13 protein-coding genes are annotated in these 16800 nt (G+C 73.3%); 10 read left to right on the forward strand and 3 right to left on the reverse strand.

Features of this window, described 5'->3' with window-relative positions:
• The first annotated feature begins 116 nt into the window (after positions 1–116).
• From ACOOHE_RS01265 to ACOOHE_RS01305, 9 genes are all read left to right on the forward strand, one after another.
• Complete coding sequence (locus ACOOHE_RS01265) at positions 117–1133, forward strand: sugar phosphate isomerase/epimerase family protein (RefSeq protein ID WP_420455987.1); 1017 nt, start codon at positions 117–119, stop codon at positions 1131–1133.
• Between the two features lie 35 nt (positions 1134–1168).
• On the forward strand, positions 1169–1489 hold the full coding sequence (locus ACOOHE_RS01270; RefSeq protein WP_420455988.1) for a high-potential iron-sulfur protein: 321 nt from the start codon (positions 1169–1171) through the stop codon (positions 1487–1489).
• Between the two features lie 58 nt (positions 1490–1547).
• Positions 1548–2318, forward strand: a complete 771-nt coding sequence (locus ACOOHE_RS01275) for a hypothetical protein (RefSeq protein WP_420455989.1) — start codon at positions 1548–1550, stop codon at positions 2316–2318.
• Positions 2319–2512: 194 nt separating this feature from the next.
• Entirely contained in the window at positions 2513–2704 is a 192-nt protein-coding gene (locus ACOOHE_RS01280) for a hypothetical protein (RefSeq protein ID WP_420455990.1), read from the forward strand.
• Between the two features lie 126 nt (positions 2705–2830).
• Positions 2831–3367 carry a GNAT family N-acetyltransferase gene (locus tag ACOOHE_RS01285; protein WP_420455991.1) on the forward strand — a complete coding sequence of 179 codons (537 nt, stop codon included), beginning with the start codon at positions 2831–2833 and terminating at the stop codon, positions 3365–3367.
• Positions 3368–3552: 185 nt separating this feature from the next.
• Positions 3553–5139, forward strand: a complete 1587-nt coding sequence (locus ACOOHE_RS01290; protein WP_420455992.1) for a sodium:solute symporter — start codon at positions 3553–3555, stop codon at positions 5137–5139.
• A gap of 80 nt (positions 5140–5219) precedes the next feature.
• Positions 5220–5984 (forward strand): lycopene cyclase domain-containing protein, encoded by a 765-nt coding sequence (locus ACOOHE_RS01295; protein ID WP_420455993.1) that lies wholly within the window; start codon positions 5220–5222, stop codon positions 5982–5984.
• 8 nt (positions 5985–5992) lie between these two features.
• The gene (locus ACOOHE_RS01300) at positions 5993–8119 is read left to right on the forward strand and encodes a PfkB family carbohydrate kinase (RefSeq protein ID WP_420455994.1); all 2127 of its coding nucleotides are present in this window, start codon (positions 5993–5995) and stop codon (positions 8117–8119) included.
• 220 nt (positions 8120–8339) lie between these two features.
• Positions 8340–9782, forward strand: a complete 1443-nt coding sequence (locus ACOOHE_RS01305; protein ID WP_420455995.1) for an L-serine ammonia-lyase — start codon at positions 8340–8342, stop codon at positions 9780–9782.
• 135 nt (positions 9783–9917) lie between these two features.
• Here the strand turns inward: ACOOHE_RS01305 and ACOOHE_RS01310 are convergent, their stop codons facing one another.
• Together ACOOHE_RS01310 and ACOOHE_RS01315 are read right to left on the reverse strand one after the other, a co-directional pair.
• On the reverse strand, positions 9918–12812 hold the full coding sequence (locus ACOOHE_RS01310; protein WP_420455996.1) for a protein kinase domain-containing protein: 2895 nt from the start codon (positions 12810–12812) through the stop codon (positions 9918–9920).
• Positions 12802–13473, reverse strand: a complete 672-nt coding sequence (locus ACOOHE_RS01315) for an ECF-type sigma factor (RefSeq protein WP_420455997.1) — start codon at positions 13471–13473, stop codon at positions 12802–12804. Before ACOOHE_RS01315 ends, ACOOHE_RS01310 begins: the two co-directional genes overlap by 11 nt.
• A gap of 135 nt (positions 13474–13608) precedes the next feature.
• Here ACOOHE_RS01315 and ACOOHE_RS01320 point away from each other — a divergent pair, with 135 nt between their 5' ends.
• Positions 13609–14127, forward strand: a complete 519-nt coding sequence (locus ACOOHE_RS01320; RefSeq protein WP_420455998.1) for a hypothetical protein — start codon at positions 13609–13611, stop codon at positions 14125–14127.
• 65 nt (positions 14128–14192) lie between these two features.
• Here ACOOHE_RS01320 and ACOOHE_RS01325 read toward each other — a convergent pair whose 3' ends face one another.
• On the reverse strand, positions 14193–16721 hold the full coding sequence (locus ACOOHE_RS01325; protein WP_420455999.1) for a protein kinase domain-containing protein: 2529 nt from the start codon (positions 16719–16721) through the stop codon (positions 14193–14195).
• Between the last annotated feature and the right edge of the window lie 79 nt (positions 16722–16800).

Here is a 16800-nt window from a genome sequence, read left to right on the forward strand (position 1 = left end):
TCGGCCCCGTCGAGACGGACCGGGGAGGGCACGGCGCGCCGTGCGTGCCCCTACGGGTGCTCTCGCCGCGCGGTCTAGCCCGTTTCTCCACCCCGCATCCCTCCACCCCTCCCGCCATGTCCCGTCCCGTCACCCTGTTCACCGGCCAGTGGGCCGACATGCCCATCGCCGAGCTGGCGCCGAAAGCGGCGTCGTGGGGCTACGACGGCCTCGAGCTCGCGACCTGGGGCGACCACCTCGACGTCCACCGCGTGCTCGACGAGGACGGCTACGCCGCGTCTCACAAACAGCTACTCGAGGACAACGGGCTCGACCTGTACGCCATCTCGTGCCACCTGGTCGGTCAGGCCGTCGCGGACAAGATGATCGACGGCCGGCACAAGGCCATCGTCCCGGCCCACGTCTGGGGCGACGGCGAGCCCGAGGGCGTCCGCCAGCGCGCGGCGGCCGAGGTGGTCAAGACGGCGGAAGCGGCGGCCGAGCTGGGCCTGGAGGTCGTGACCGGCTTTACGGGCTCGCCCATCTGGCACCTGTTCTACTCGTGGCCGCCGAACCTGCCCGAGGACATCGAGGCCGGCTTCCAGGAGACGGCCGAGCGGTGGACGCCGATCCTAGACCGGTTCCAAGAGCTCGGCGTCCGGTTCGCCCTCGAGGTCCACCCGTCCGAGATCGCGTTCGACGGGCCGAGCTGGGCCCGTGCGCTCGATGCGATGGGCGGCCACCCCGCGTTCGGCGTCAACTTCGACCCGAGCCACTTCGGCTACCAGAACGCCGACTACGTCAGGTTTATCCGCGACCACGGCGACCGGATCTACCACGTCCACATGAAGGACGTCTGGTGGAGCGACGTGCGGACGGAGGCCGGCACCCTCGGTGGCCACACCGAGTTCGGCGACGCCCGGCGGTCGTGGGACTTCCGCAGCCTGGGCCGCGGCCGGATCGACTTCGAGGAGATCATCCGCGCGCTCAACGACATCGGCTACGACGGGCCGCTGTCGGTCGAGTGGGAGGACATGAAGATGGACCGCGAGCACGGGGCCGCCGAGGCCGCCGCGTTCGTCCGGTCGGTCGACTTCCCCGCGTCCGACATCGTGTTCGACCAGCAGTTCTCGAAGGCGAGCGAGCGCGAGTAGCCCGCCGTAGACTCCCGTACCCTTCTCCCACTCCCATGCCCGACTCTGTCTCCCGCCGCCGCTTTCTCGCCTCCGCCGGCGCCGTCCTGGGCGTCGGCCCCGTCCTCGCCGCCTGCGGCGGGGGCGACGTCACGGCCGCCTCGTGCCAGGGCTACTCCGCGCTCGACGCTGCCGCGCTCCAGCAGCGCCAGAGCCTCGACTACGTCGACAACACGCCGCGGCCGGCCGAGCTGTGCAGCAACTGCCGGTTCTACAACGCGCCCGAGGGCGGCTCGCCGTGCGGCGGGTGCCAGCTGTTCCCGGGCCCGGTCGCGCCGGACGGCTGGTGCAAGTCGTGGGTGATCATGGCGACGTAGCGGCCCGGACGGGAGCCGCCTTCGGTCTCCAGAACTAGTGGTTCTGCGTCTTTGATCAATGACAACATGGCTTCTCATTGCCTCTAACGGAGCAGCGGTACTAACGGGCCTCGCAGCTCTCTACACGATTTTAGAGCTTCGGCGTCAGAGGACGAGTTCCTACAAGCCGGACCTCACCTTCGAACCTCTCCCGCTGTATATGTACTGGACAGGCCGTGCGGGTGATTTCTCGCTGGCGTTCAGTTCAGAGCCTATTAGTTCGGAGCCTGTGGCTTCGGACAACGGATTCCACTCACTCCGACTTAACTGCTATAACGTCGGCTTCGGATCGGCAAAGAGCGTCGAGGCCAAATGGGAGCTTGACGTTTTGGAGTTTGCCCATGACCTCGCGCTCATAGATCCTGAAGGCCATATCAGAGTTTGGAAGGACGAGGGGACGGTCATGGTCGAGTCTACCGAGTACTCAGTGATGGAGGCCCACATGAATGCCGGCCAGTTCATACAACCCGTAGGGCATGTGTTACCCATCGCCGTGAGCGACAAACCCACTCTCATCGGTCTGCCGTCGCTCTATTTGACGCTGTATGCTGCACACATCCGCCTCATGGCCTCCATTCTGATGGGAGACAGCGAGTTGAGGGCTCGGCTTTCCTCGTATGAACCGCCACCGGGTTTGAAGCTCACGCTCGAGTACACCGACCTAGGCGGGGGGACGCACTCGCAGCGATTTTCGGTGGAACCCGGCTTCTTCCGACTCAGCCCGATTCCCAAAGAGGGAGGTTGGGGTGACGCCGTTCATGGAGAAGTAAGGATCATCCCAGTGCCCTGAGACGCAGAACCCGCGGCTGCAGGCCGACCCAGTGCGCCAGCGTTCTCGGTTCGTCCAAATGTCGGTGCTACCTTTGCATCGTCCAATCTCCTTGCTGCTTGCCCTGGGCGGCTGAGTCGCAAACTGTTCTGCTGCCTACGAACCGAGCGCCAGCTTCAGACGTTGCTACGCCAGAATCAACGTACGCGATCTCCATGAGTGTCCAGGAGATCGAATCCGCTATCGTCAAACTCCCGCCCGAGCAGCTCGCCGCGCTCGGGGAGTGGTTCGACGAGTACCGCGCCGACGAGTGGGACCGTCAGATTGAGGCCAACGCAAAGGCGGGGCGGCTCGTCGCGGAGGCGCAGGCCGATATCGCAGCCGGTCGGACTCGTCCGCTCCCGTGAGGCACCGGACGACGGCGGGGTTCTGGAAGCGGTTTGAGGCACAGCCGGAGGCGATCCAAAAGCTGGCGCGGAAGAACTACCGGCTGTTGGAGGCGACCCGCGCTACCCCTCGCGACATTCGCGCTCGTGCCCGACCCGCTCCACATCCGCCCCGCCACCTCCGCCGACGCCGGGCCGCTGGCGGCGCTCGCCGCGCGGACGTTCCGCGACGCCTTCGCCGACGACAACGCGGCCGACGACATGGAGGCGTACGTCCGCGACGCATTCTCGCTCGACCGCGTGCGGGCCGAGCTGGCCGACGACGCGAACATGTTCCTCCTCGCGTTCACGGACGGCGCCGACCAACCGACTGGGTACGCCAAGATCCGCGCCGGGACGGCGGATTCGAGCGTGACAGGGCCAGACCCCGTCGAGCTCGAACGCCTTTACGTGAACCGAAACGCGATCAGGCAGGGGGTGGGAGCCGCGCTCATGCAGGCGAGCCTCGACGCGGCCCGGTCGGCGGGCCGCCGAACGCTGTGGCTCGGTGTGTGGGAGCGGAACGCACGAGCGATCTCGTTCTATGAGCGGTGGGGGTTCGAGGCGGTCGGCGACCACGTGTTCCGGCTCGGCTCGGACGACCAGACGGATCTGATCATGGAGCGGCCGGTGCCAGGGCCGTAGAGGGCGCCCCGACTCTTGCTTTGGCCGGGGACGTCACGCTGTTCGCTACCGCGCTTACGGTCCCGAACGAGAGGGAGTGGGGAAGGGCTGCGGGCCAGCGAGTGGCGACCCGAGGGGACCGCGAGGCATGTGTGGAACCGCTTACACGCTTCGGTTACCTTCACGCGGCCTCCATCACCCCGCTCATGCCCGACTTCACCCTCACGACGCTCGACATCTCGGCCGTCGTCATCTACGCCCTCGTGATCTTCGGGATCGGGCTGTACTTCTCGCGCCAGACGGAGGACGGCGAGGACTACTTCCTGGCGGGGCGGTCGCTGAGCTGGGGGCTCATCGGGATCAGCCTGCTGGCCTCGAACCTGTCGTCGAGCTCGATGATCGGGATGGCGGGCGAGGCGTACGGGGGCATCGGGCTGGCGGTCTTCAACTACGAGTGGATGGCGGCGATGGTGCTGGTCGTGTTCGTGCTGTTCTTCCTGCCGTTCTACATCAAAACGGGCATCTACACGATGCCCGAGTTTTTGGAGCGACGGTTCGACGGGCGGAGCCGGGTCTACTTCTCGGCCATGAGCATCTTCCTGTCGGTCGTCGTCGACACGGCGGCGGCGCTGTTCGCTGGGGCCCTCGTGGTCGAGCTGGTTTACCCCGACTTCCCGCTGTGGATGACGATGGCGATCCTGGCGCTCATCGCCGGGGCGTACACCATCGCGGGCGGGCTCAAGGCCGTCGTCTACACCGACGCCATCCAGGGGACGCTGCTCCTGCTCGGGGCGGGCGCGGTCTCGATCATGGCCTGGAACGCCGTCGGCGGGTGGGACGCCGTGACGGCCGTGACGCCGCCGGACCGGCTCGACCTGATCCAGCCCATCGACGTCGAGAACGGGATGCCGTGGCCCGGGCTCATCACGGGCGTGTTCCTGCTCGGGTTCTATTTCTGGACGACCAACCAGTTCATGGTCCAGCGCGTGCTCGGCGCCAAGAACCTCGACCACGGCCGGTGGGGCGCGCTCTTCGGCGGCCTGCTCAAGCTGCCCATCCTGTTCCTGATGGTCATGCCGGGCACGTTCGCGCGCGTCCTCTACCCCAACCTGGAGCGGGCCGACCAGGTGTTCCCGACGTTGCTGTTCGACCTGCTCCCGGGCGGCTTCCGCGCACTCGTGCTGACGGCCATGCTCGCCGCCATCATGTCGTCAGTCGACTCGACGCTCAACGCGGCCTCGACGTTGGTGTCGATGGACTTCGTCAAGCGGAAGAACCCGGACATCTCGGCCAAGGCGCTCGTCCGCGTCGGGCGCATCGTGACGGCGGCGTGCATGGTGTTCGCGATCGCGTGGAGCCCGGTCATCGTCGGGTTCGACACGCTGTGGACGTACCTCCAGACGACGCTGGCGTACGTGGCCCCGCCCGCGCTGGCGCTGTTCATCCTGGGCGTCTTCTGGCGGCGGGCGAACGCGACGGGCGCCATCGCGGGGATGGTCGCCGGCCACCTCGCGGCGGTCGGGTTCCTGGTCCTGAGCATCACCGACACGTTCCAGATCAACTTCCTCTACCTCGCCCCGATCCTGCTCGCGATCGCCATGGCGGTGATGGTGGTGGTGAGCTTGCAGGGCGCGGCGCCGCCGGTCGAGAAGACCGAGGACACGACGTGGACGCCGGCGTTCTTCAAGGCCGAGAGCGCCGAGCTCGCGTCGGTCCCGGCGTGGAAGAACTACCGCGTCCAGTCGGCCGTGCTCGTCGTGCTGACGCTGATCCTCGTCGGGTTCTTCTGGTAGAGGGGCACGGGGGACGAGGCAAGGGGCACGGGAACCGATCCGCGCCTCTTGCCTCTTGCCTCTTCCCTCGTGCCCTTGCGGTGACCTACCTCCAGTTCCACCTCGCGTTCACGCTGCCGCCGCTCGTCGGGCTGGCACTGCTCCAGGGGCGCACGCGCGAGCCGTGGGGGCCGCTGGCGCTGCTCGTCGGCGTCGCGTTCGTGTACACGACGCCGTGGGACAACTACCTCGTCGCCCGCGAGGTGTGGACGTACCCGCCCGACGCCGTGCTGGCGACCGTCGGGCACGTGCCGGTCGAGGAGTACGCCTTCTTCGTGATCCAGACGCTCATCACCGGGCTGTGGGTGCGGCTGCTGCAGGCCCGGTGGCCCGTCGCGTCCCAGCCCCCGCCGGACCTGCGGGTGCGCGCGGCCGGGGCGAGCACGTTCGGCGTGCTGGCGCTGCTCGGCGTGGTGTGTGTGGTGACGGGCGGGCACTGGCTGTACCTCGGGCTGATCGTGGCCTGGGCGTGCCCCGTGCTGGCGGGGATGTGGTGGCTCGGCGGCCACCTCATCTGGGCGCGGCGGCGGCTGGTGGCCTGGGCCGTCGTCCCGGTCACGCTCTACCTCTGGGTGGCCGACCGGATCGCCATCGGCCTCGGCATCTGGGACATCACGGACGCGACGCGGACCGGGTGGGAAATCGCCGGGCTGCCTGTCGAGGAGGCCCTGTTCTTCCTCGTCACGAACCTGCTGGTGGCCCAGGGGCTCGTGATGCTCGAGAAAGTTCGGAGTGGGAAGTTCGGAGTTCAGAGTGCTCTGAGTCCCGGCGCCGATCCGCCCCCAGCTCTGAACTCCGAACTCTGAACTCGGCCGTGACCGCCCCCGACCTCCTCCGCGCCTCGCTCGCCGACGCCGGCTACCTCGCCTCGCCGACCGACCGGACCAACTACCGCCGCGTCTGGGCTCGCGACGGCGTCATCTGCGGGCTGGCGGGGCTGGCGTCGGGCGACGACGCGCTCGCGGACGGGCTCCGCCGGACCGTCGAGACGCTGCTCGCGCACGTCGGGCCCCAGGGGCAGGTGCCGTCGAACGTGGCCGTCGGGCCCGACGGGCGGGCGGAGGCGGTGAGCTACGGCGGGCTGGCGGGGCGCGTCGACGCGGGGCCGTGGGCCGTGATCGGGGCGGCGGCGTGGGCTCGGCACGCGGGCGACGCGGGGTGGATGGCGCGGTGGGCGGCGCCGGTGGCCGGCGTCTTGCGGCTGCTCGAGGCGTGGGAGTTCAACGGGCGCGGGCTCGTCTACGTCCCCCAGTCCGGCGACTGGGCGGACGAGTACGACCTGCACGGGTACCTCCTCTACGACCAGGTGCTCCGGCTGCTCGCGCTCCGCGCTGTCGCCCCGTTCGCGCCGTCGCCCGGGTCCGTGACGGCCCAGGCCGACGCGCTCGCGGCGCTCATCGAGGCGACGTACTGGCCCGAGGCCGACGGCGACCCGGAGACGGCGTACCACCCCGGGGCGTACCGCCGGGCGGCCAAGGCGGGCGAGGCGCGGCACCCGTTCGCCGCGCTCACGCCGGGCGGCTACGTCCGCCGGTTCGACGCGCTCGGGTCGGCGCTCGCCGTCCTAGCTGACCTGTGGCCCGACCGGCGCGACGCGCCGCTGACGTATGGCTTGGCGCTGGCGGCCGACACCGCGCCGGACCTCGTCCCCGCCTTCGCCCCGACGGTCCGCCCCGGCGACGACGGGTGGGCCGCGCTCCGGGGGACGACGCGCGACACGTTCTCGAATGCGCCCGGCCACTACCACAACGGCGGGTGCTGGCCGATGGTCAACGGCTGGTGGGTCGCCGCGCTGGCCTCGGCCGGCCGGCCCGTCGACGCCGCCGACTTGCTGGCGCACGTCCGCGCCGCCAATGCGGGGGCGTTCCCCGAGTACCTCGACGCCGAGCACGGCGAGCGCTTGGGGACGACGCCGCTGGCGTGGAGCGCGGCCGGCGAGATCGTGGGCGCCGCGGCGCTCGCAAGCCCGCTCGCATGGCTGGCACCCGCGCCCGTCCCGGAGCCGGCCCCGCCGCCGACGGCGGGCCCGAGCGTCGTCGTGGCCGGCGAGGCGCTCGTCGACTTTATCACGACCGACGCCGTCGACGACCTGGGCGCGGGGGCCACCTTCGAGCGGCACGCGGGCGGGAGCCCGGCGAACCTGGCCACGAATCTCGCCCGGCTCGGCGTGCCGGTGGCCCTGGTCGCGTCGGTCGGCGACGACGGGCTGGGCCGGTTCCTGCGCCGCGAGGTCGAGGCCGTCGGGGTCGACGCCCGGCTGGCGACCCGGGCCGGCGCGCCGACGAGCGTCGTGGCGGTCGCCCGCTCGGCCGGGACGCCCGACTTCGCCGTCTACCGGACGGCCGACCGCGACCTCCGCCCGGACCAACTCCCGGACCGGCTCCTCGCGAGCGCGCGGCTGTTCCACACGTCGGGGTTCGCGCTCAGCCGCGAGCCCGCGCGGGCCACGCTGCTCGACGCCGCCCGCCGGACCGTCGCGCTCGGGCGGGCCGTCTCCATCGACGTCAACTTCGCGCCCCAGACGCCCGCTCGCCGGGCCGAGCAGCAGGACGCGGCCCGCCGGGTCCTCGCGCTCGGCCCCCTCGTCAAGTGCAGCCGCGACGACCTCGCCCGGCTCTGGGGCGCCGACGCCGCCAGCGACGCCGAGGCGGTCGGCCACCTGCGCGACCTCGGCGCGTCGCTCGTCTGCCTCACTCGGGGGCCCGACGGCGCGCTCGTGGCCTGGGCCGACGGGCAGGCCGAGGTCCCGGCCGAGCCGGTCGACGCCGCCGACGCGACGGGCGCCGGCGACGCCTTCTGGTCCGGCTTCCTCGCGGCGTGGCTGGGCGGACAGTCGCCCGCCGACTGCGCCCGCGCCGGCGCCCGGATGGCCGCGCTCAAGCTGGCCCGCGTCGGCCCGCTGCCCGCCCGCGTGAATGCGGACGCGGTGCTGGGCCGGTGAGGGCCACCACGGCGTCCGGGACGGGGGACGGGGGACGGAGGACGGGGGACTGCCCGACGCGCCCGTCTCCCGTCCTCCGTCTTCGGTCTCTGACCCCAAGGTCTGGCCCCCCAAACCTCGAGGTCCGGATCCACCGGACGTGGCACGAGTCGGCCTGAGATCGTCCGTCATTTCCCCATTCCCCATTCCCCATCCCCCGCGAGCGAAGCGAGCTTCCGGCATGGCCGACTCGCTCCCGCACGCCGTCCCCGCCGAGGCGCTCAGCGTCTTTGACATGCTCAAGATCGGCGTCGGCCCGTCGTCGTCGCACACGCTGGGGCCGTGGCGGGCCGTCCAGCGGTGGCTCTCCGAGCTGGCGGCGGCCGGCGTGCGGGATCGGGTCGAGCGCGTCCAGGTCCACCTCTACGGGTCGCTCGCGCTGACCGGACGCGGCCACTGCACCGACCAGGCCGTGATGCTGGCGCTGCTCGGCCACGACCCCGTGACCGTCGACGTCGACCGGATCGCCGGCTACGTCGCCGACCTCCACCTCGGCAAGCAGATCGAGGTGGGCGCGCGCGCGGTCCCGTTCGACCCGGCCGCCGACATCGTCTTCCACCCGGCCGAGCGGCTGCCGGGCCACGCCAACGGCATGACGTGCGTCGCCGTGGTGGACGGCGCCGAGCTCGCGGCGACGTACTACTCGGTCGGCGGCGGGTTCGTGGTGGCCGAGGGCGAGGCGCGGGCCCAGGCCGGGGCGGTCCGCCTGCCGCACCCGGCCCAGGTCCCGGCCGAGATGCTGGCCCACTGCGCCGGCCGCCGCATCGCCGACGTGGTGTGGGAGAACGAGCGCGCGTGGCGGTCCGACGCCGAGATCCGGGCCGGCGTGCTCGCGCTGTGGGACGTGATGCGCGAGGGCGTCTTCCGCGGGTGCCACACCGACGGCGTCCTGCCCGGCGGGCTCGGCGTCGAGCGCCGCGCCGCCGCGCTCGCCCGGCGCCTCCTCCCCGACGACGACGCGGCCACCTCGCGCGAGTGGATCGCCGCCATCCGCTCGCGGACGTACCGCTTCCCCCAGATCTTGCAGTGGGTGAGCGCCTTCGCCCTCGCCGTCAACGAGGAGAACGCGAACCTCGGCCGCGTCGTGACGGCGCCGACGAACGGGGCGGCGGGCGTCATCCCGGCCGTGCTGTTTTACCTCGTCTGCTTTTCGGAAGAGGAGGTGACCGAGAAGGCCATCGTGGACTTCCTGCTGGTGGCCGGCGAGGTCGGGACGTTCTTCAAGAAGGGGGCCACGATCTCGGCGGCGATGGGCGGGTGCCAGGCCGAGGTCGGCGTGTCGAGCGCGATGGCCGCCGCGGCCCTGTGCGAGGCCGAGGGCGGGTCGCCGGCCCAGGCGTTCCAGGCGGCCGAGATCGCCATGGAGCACCACCTCGGGATGACGTGCGACCCCATCGGCGGGCTCGTCCAGATCCCCTGCATCGAGCGCAACACGATGGGCGCCGTCAAGGCGATCAACGCGGCCGAGCTGGCGCTGGCGGGGGCGCCCGAGCGGGCCCGGGTCTCGCTCGACGCCGTGATCCAGACGCTCCGTCAGACGGCCGAGGACATGTCGGACAAGTACAAGGAGACGAGCCAGGGCGGCCTGGCGACCAACGTCTCGGTCCGGTTTACCGAGTGCTGACCGCGCCATGCCGCGTCCTCCGACGACGGCGCCATCGGACGTAGGGGCGCGCCGCCGGCGTGCCCGTGGCGACCGCGATGGGGCGAGGGCACGCCACCGGCGTGCCCCTACGTGGGAGAGGTCGGCGATCCGGCATCACCGGCGGGCCGACCCTCCGCGCAACGCGCCCTGTGCCATCGCCGCCCGCGCTCGACGGACGTCCGGGTGGTCGGCGCCGAGCGCGGCGGTGAGGGCGGGGACCGCGCCGGACAGGAATCGGTGGCCCTCTTCGGTGGCCCCGGACGCCACCAACGCCTCGCCGAGCAAGGCCTCCGCCCAGACGCCGTCGCTGGGCCCGGCCGCTCGCCCGCCGTGGCCGCCGACCCGGTCCAGCGTCTCCCGAGCGCCGACGGCCTCGCGGAGCGGGCCGACGGCCTGGCTCGCGCGTCCGGCCTCGAGGTGGGCCCGGCCGAGGCGGAGCGCGGCGATGGCCCGCGTCCGGCTCGACGGCTGCAAGCCCCGGCTGGCGACGTAGGCCCGCTCGAACAAGCGGCTCGCCCGGCCGGCGTCGCCGGCGGCCTCGGCCGTCCCGGCGGCGTCGATCAGCCCCGCCGCCACGACCGCCGACTCGGGGCCGTAGGCGGCCGTCGTCAGGCGGAGCGACTCGTCCCACGCCCGGCGGGCCTCGGCGTAGCGGCCGGCCCGGTGGAGCGCCCGCGCCAGCGTCCCCGAGGCGGCCGGGTACCGCGTCCCCTCGGTCCCGTACACCTCGGCGGCCCGCTCGAACCGGCGGCGGTACACCTCGACGGCGTCGTCGAAGCGCTCCTGCGCCGTGAGCGCCGAGCCGAGCGCGTCGAGCGCCTCGATCACGACGGCCCCGTCGCCGGTCCGCTCGGCGATGCGGAGGGCCTCCCGGGCGTCGGCCTCGGCCTGGGCCGGGCCGCCCGTCCCTACGTTGGCCCGGACCGCCAGCGCCTCGGCCGTCCGCGCGTCGTCGGGGCCGAGCAAGCGGCGGCGCAGCGCGAGCGCCTCATCGACGGAAGCCCGGGCCTCGTCGGGCTGGCCGGTCACCGCGAGCAGCTTGCCCAGCTCGAGCAGGGCCGCCGAGCGGTCGTACGGCGCCGTCTCGGCGGGTAAGAGGGCGAGCGCGTCGCGCCACAGCCCCTCGACGCGGCCGTGCTGGTGGGCCGACGACGCCTTGGTGGCGAACGTGGCCAAGAGCCGGCCCAGGCGCGGGCTCGCGTCGCCCTCGACGCGGCGGCACAGGGCGACGGCCTCCTCCAGCACGGCCACCGTCTCGCCCGGGTCGAGCACCTGCCCGCCGACGAGCCCGCCTTGGGCTTCCAGTGCGTCGAGTAGCACGGCGTCGTCGCCGGTGGTCCGGGCGTCGGCGACGGCCGCGGCGAGCGCGTCGGCGGCGGCGGTGGGGTCGGTGGGGAAGAGGGCGCGGCCTAGCAGGATCCGGGCGCGGACGGCCTCGACGGCGTCGGGCGCGGCCCCGCCGGGCTGGCGGAGGGCGAGCGTGCGCCGGGCGAACGCCGCGGCCGAGTCGGGCTGACCGAGGCCGAGGTAGGCGTCGCCGACGACCAGGCCGAGGCGAGCCCGAGCGCCGGGCTGGCCGGCCAGCTCGGCGTCGATCCGGTCGGCGCCCCGGCGGAGCAGGTCGAGCGCGAGCAGCGAGTCGCCCGACGCGGTCGGGTCGGCGCCCTGGAACAGGCCGGCGAGGAAGTCGGCCGTCGCCGCGCTCTCAGCCGCGGACGCCCGCGCCTGGCGCGCCTGCCACGCCGTCGCCGCTCCGCCCGCGACGACGGCGAGCGCCACGAGCGCCGCCGCGGCGACGGCCGTCCGGTGACGGCCCACGAACCGCCGGGCCCGGTAGCCAACCGACGGCGCCCGGGCTTGGACGGGCTCGCCGGCGAGGTAGCGGCGCAAGTCGGCGGCGAGGTCGCTGGCGCTGGCGTAGCGGGCCTCGGGCTCGCGGCGGAGCGCCGTCAGCGCGATGGCGTCGAGGTCGCCGCGCAGGCGCCGCGCGTCGGTCGGGTCGGCGACGGACTGGCTGGGCGCGGTCGGCGACGTCTGGAGCACGGCGTCGGCCCAGGCCTGGCGCGTGCCGGCCTCGATGGGGCGGCGCCCCGCGATCAGCTCGTAGAGGAGGACGCCGAGCGCGTAGACGTCGGTCGCCGTCGTGACGGGCTCGCCGGCCACCTGCTCGGGCGCGGCGTAGCCCGGCGAGAGCGGGGCGCCGGGGCCCTCGGCCGTCAGCGGCTCGTCGGTGTCGGCGTCGAGGAGCCGGGCGATGCCGAAGTCGAGGAGCGTGGCCCGGGCGCCGTGCGGGACGCCATCGGCCTCGTCGGTTCCCGTCCCGGTGTCCTCCCCCACCTCGCCGACCAGCACGTTCGACGGCTTGAGGTCGCGGTGGACGACGAGGTGCCGGTGGGCGAACGCGACGGCGTCGCAGACCTGGAGAAACAGGCGGAGCCGGGCCCGCAGCCCGAGCGCTCGGCGGTCGGCGTAGGCCGTGATCGGCTCGCCCTCGACGTACTCCATCACGAGGTACGGCGCGCCGTCGTCGGCCACGCCGCCGTCCAGGAGCCGGGCGATGCCGGGGTGGTCGAGCGTCGCCAGGATCTGGCGCTCGCGCAGGAACCGGCGGACCCGGGCCGGGGCCACCAGCCCCAGCCGCTTCAGCGCCGCCCGCTGGTCGTAGGCCCCGTCCGCCCGCTCGACCAAGTCCACGCGGCCCATCCCGCCGCGCCCGATGGGCCGGAGCACGCGCCACGGCCCGATCCGCTCGCCGACGACGGGCGCCGCCTCCAGCAGCACCGAGGCGTCGAGCGGTCCGTGGTCGAGGGCGTCGTCGCTGGTCGTCGCGTCGGCGTCGGCGTCGAGCAGGCTCTCGACCTCGGCGCGGAGCGCGGCGTCGGCCCGGCCGTCGGCGTCGCGGCACAGGCGGTCGAGGGCGGCCGGCCGGTCGGCCGGCGCGAGGTCGGCGGCGGCGTCGAACGCCGCGCTGACACGGGCCCACCGGGCGGGGTCGGGGTCAGGCGGCATCGGAGCGGAGGGGCGGCGCCTCTCCCTCCGCAGTCCGGGCCGTGGCCGGGTCATCGGGCTCGGCGAGGGCGCGGTGGAGCCAGGCCCGCGCCCGCCGCCAGTCCCGCTTGGCCGTGGCCGCGCTGATGCCGAGGGCCGCCGCCGTCTCGTCGAACGAGAGGCCCCCGAAGTAGCGGCACTCGACGACCTGGGCGGCCCGCTCGTCGAGCGCCGCCAGCCGCCCGAGCGCGTCGTCCACGTCGAGCACGCGCTCGGCGAGCGCGTCGAGGTCGGCGTCGGCCAGGCCCGCGCCGGCCTCCGTCAGGCGGACCGGCGGGGCGCCGCCGCCGCGCTTGGCCGCGTGGTGGCGCCGGGCGTGGTCCACCAACACGTTCCGCATGGCCCGGGCCGCCGCGGCGAACACGTAGGCCCGCTCGGGCACGAGCGCGTGGCCGGCCAGCCGGAGGTACGCCTCGTGGACGAGCGCCGTCGTCTGGAATCCGTCGAGACCGTGGCGCCGCCGCTGGGCCCGGGCGATCTCGCGGAGCTCGTCGTAGACGACGGGCATCAGGCGGGCCACGAGGTCTTCCTGGGAGAGCGCGCCGTCGGCGGCCTCGGCGAGCACGGCCGTCACCGCGCCGACGCGGGCGTCGTGGGCCGGGGAGAGAGCGTCCGAGGGCATAGCGGGGTGGTGGGACGGCGCAAGGTATCGCGATTGCTCACCTTGCGCCGTCCAGGGACCCACGCCAGAACGCTCGCCCGTGACAGGGGATCGGCGCGTTTCCCGTACACTGGTCGGACTCCCAGCCCCAACCCCATGCTTCGTTTGACCTTCGTGCTCGCGCTGGCCCTCGGGCTCGGCGCGTGCGACTCGGCGCCGTCGGCGCCCCCCGCCAGCTCATCCCCACCGCCCACCGCCATGGCCCGTTCCGCAGACGTCACTCCCTTCCAGATCACCAACTCCGCCCGGGTGTGGACCGAGGGCGAGACCGTCATCCTCGAAGTCAACGGCCAGCAGATCGAGGTCAGCGCTGGCGAGGGCTACGTCATCAGCCAGGCCCTGGGCCGCGCGAGCTTCGACGCGCTCGACGAGAGCATCAAGGAGGAGTTCCCCGGCTACGAGCCCGACGACGGGAAGGGCTACCCGACCGCGGGCAACGGCGGGATCGAGTTCCAGGGCATCATCTTCGGCCCCGGAAAGCGCCCGCCGCTGCCGCCGCCGCCGGACTGGAACCCGGACATCCTCGACCGGCTCATCGGCGGCTCCGCAAAGGTCGTCGAGATCCGCAAGGGGCTTAACTTTGAGAAGGCGTCCGGAGGCTGGATTAGCCGCTGACGCTTGCAGTTGACGGAACCGCGGGGCCGAGCGGATGGCTCGGCCCCGTGGCTGTCGGCGCTCCGCTATCGGGCCGTCTCCTGGAGAGCGTTGGACGTCTGGGCGACGGCCCGGGCTTCCTCGGCACGGCCTGCTTGGGCGAGCACCTTCGCGAGCTTGCGGAGGATGGCGAGGTGGAAGGGGCTTGCCGGGTCTTCGCGCGCGACCGTGGACTCGACGGCGCTGAGAACAGCAATGCCTTCGGCTGTGCGGCCGGTGTCGAACAGAGCGGCGCCGTACTGCGCGCGGGGTGTCAGCGCGCGGAGGTCAGACGGCCCCCATTCCTTGGCGAAGGCCGCAGCCCCACTTCGCAAGAGGGGGAGGGCTTCGTCCGCCCGCCCCATTTCGAGCAGGAGCCCTCCCAGACCGACGTGGGCGTAGTCGCGCCAGGAGTGGTCGGGGTCAAGCGACGACCCGTCGTAGCCATCGAGCGCGCGCCGGTAGTATCGCTCGGCGACGGCGGGGGCGTCGCCGTGGTGAAGGACAGCGAGAGAGTAGAGGCTTCGGCCCGTCCGGTGGTCCCCCTGGCCGAACGCCTGCTCGTAGACAGCGAGGGCCTCCTCGTGGAGGACGAGGGCCCGTGCGGGGTCTCCGTCCGTCTTCACTGCCTCGGCGTAGTCGTAGAGGGCGTCGGCGGTCCGAGGGTCCGTCGGGCCGAACGTGCGGCGCGCGAGGTCGGTCGCCTGGCGGAACAGGGGGAGCGCGGCGTCGAGGCTGTCGCTCTCTTCAAGCTGAGTCGCGAGACCCGAGAGCGCGACCACTCGCGGGCTGGGCTCCCTCGTGTTCGCGAGCGCCGCCCGGAAGAGGGCCTTCGCCGCGTCCGTCTCGTACTTCCCGTAGTGGGCGTAGGCGAGCGCGATCTGGGCGTCGGCGAGCGCGGTCGGTCGCCGGCCCGACCCGAGGACGCGAGTCGCCTCCCGACCCGTCGCGAGGGCCTCGTCGAAGCGGAGCTCCGCCGTGAGCGACTCGGTGAGCAGCGTGAGCGGCACGCCGAGGTCCGGGTGGTCCGGCCCCTGGACCCGGCGGCGGACGTCGACGGCCCGCTGCAACACCGAGTCGGCCGTGGGGAACAGGCCCAAGCTGACGCCCAGCCGGCCCAGGCCCTCCAGCAGCGACGCCTGGACGAGCGGCTGGCCGTCGAGCGCGGCGGCCTGGCGGAGCCCCGGCGCCAGCAGGTCGGCCGGGCGGAGCTGGCCGCCCTCGAGCTCGACCGGGTCGACGGCCTCGAACATGCCCAGCACGTAGTCGAGCGTCGCGTTCGCGCGGGCCGCCTCTCGGGCCGTCTCCTGCGCCTGCCACACCACGGCCGCCGTCCCGCCGACGAGGGCCAGCGCCAGCGCGGCGACGAACGCCACGGCCGCCGTGTGGCGCCGGACGAACCGGCCGGTCCGGTAGCCCAGCCCGTCGCCCCGGGCCGTGACCGGGCGGCCCTCAACGTGGCGGCGCAAGTCGGCCGCGAGCTCGCCGGCCGTCGCGTAGCGCCGCTCGGGCTCCTTGCGGAGCGCCCGGAGCACGATGGCGTCGAGGTCGCCGCGGAGCCGCTTCGGTGGGGCCGACCACCGGGCCTCGCTCGCCTCCGCCCCCGCCGTCGTGCGGACGGCGTCGCTGGGCCGCGCCGGCTGGGCCTCGCGGACGACGCGGGCCACCTCGCCCGGCGCCCGGCTGGCGAAGGCGTACGGCCGCTCGCCGACCAGCAGCTCGTACGCCATCACGCCGAGCGCGTAGACGTCCGTCGCCGCCGTGACGGGCTCGCCCGCGACCTGCTCGGGCGCGGCATAGGCCGGCGTGAGCGCGCCGCCGCCGGTCTGGGTGAGCACGTCGTCGTCGTCCTCGTCGAGGGCCTTGGCAATGCCGAAGTCGAGGAGCTTGACCTGGGCCGCGCCCGTCTCGTCCCGGGCCACGAACACGTTCGACGGCTTAAGGTCGCGGTGGACGACGAGCAGCCGGTGGGCATGCGCTACGGCGTCGCACACGTCGAGCAGAAGGGCGAGCCGGGCGTCCGTGTTGAGGCCGTGGGCGTCGGCGTAGGCCGTGAGCGGCTGGCCGTCGACCCGCTCCATGATGAAGTATGGGCGCCCGTCGGGCGTGACGCCGCCGTCCAGGAGCCGGGCGATGCCGGGGTGGTCGAGCCGCGCCAGCACGCGCCGCTCGCGTGCGAACCGCCGGGCCGCCTCCTCGGACGCCTTGCTGGCCTGGACCAGCTTGAGCGCGACCGTTTTTTCGAACGTCCCGTCCACCCGCTCGGCCGCGTAGACGACGCCCATCCCGCCCCGCCCCAGCTCGCCGACGACGCGGTACCCGCCCACGTCGCCCGGCTCCGGCATCGCGAACAGCTCGCCGACGCCGCCGTCCAAGAGCGTGTGCGACCGGGCGTCGAAGTCGAGCAGGTCGGCCACGGCCTGGCGGAGGGCGTCGTCGTCGCCGCAGGCGTGGGCTACGAACGCGGCGCGGTCGGCGGTCGGCACGTCGTACGCCTCGCCCGCGATCTCGAGCGAGCGGCGCAGGCGGTCCAGCGTGGGGTCGCGCTCGGCGACCGGGTCGGCGTCGGAGGACATGGAGGGAGGCCAGGGGGCCTCAGTATCGGGCACGGACATCGCCCGTCCAAGCTGGGGTGCGTCGTCATGGAGCGATCAG

It is taken from the genome of Rubrivirga sp. (genome assembly GCF_965213695.1).
GTDB lineage: Bacteria > Bacteroidota > Rhodothermia > Rhodothermales > Rubricoccaceae > Rubrivirga.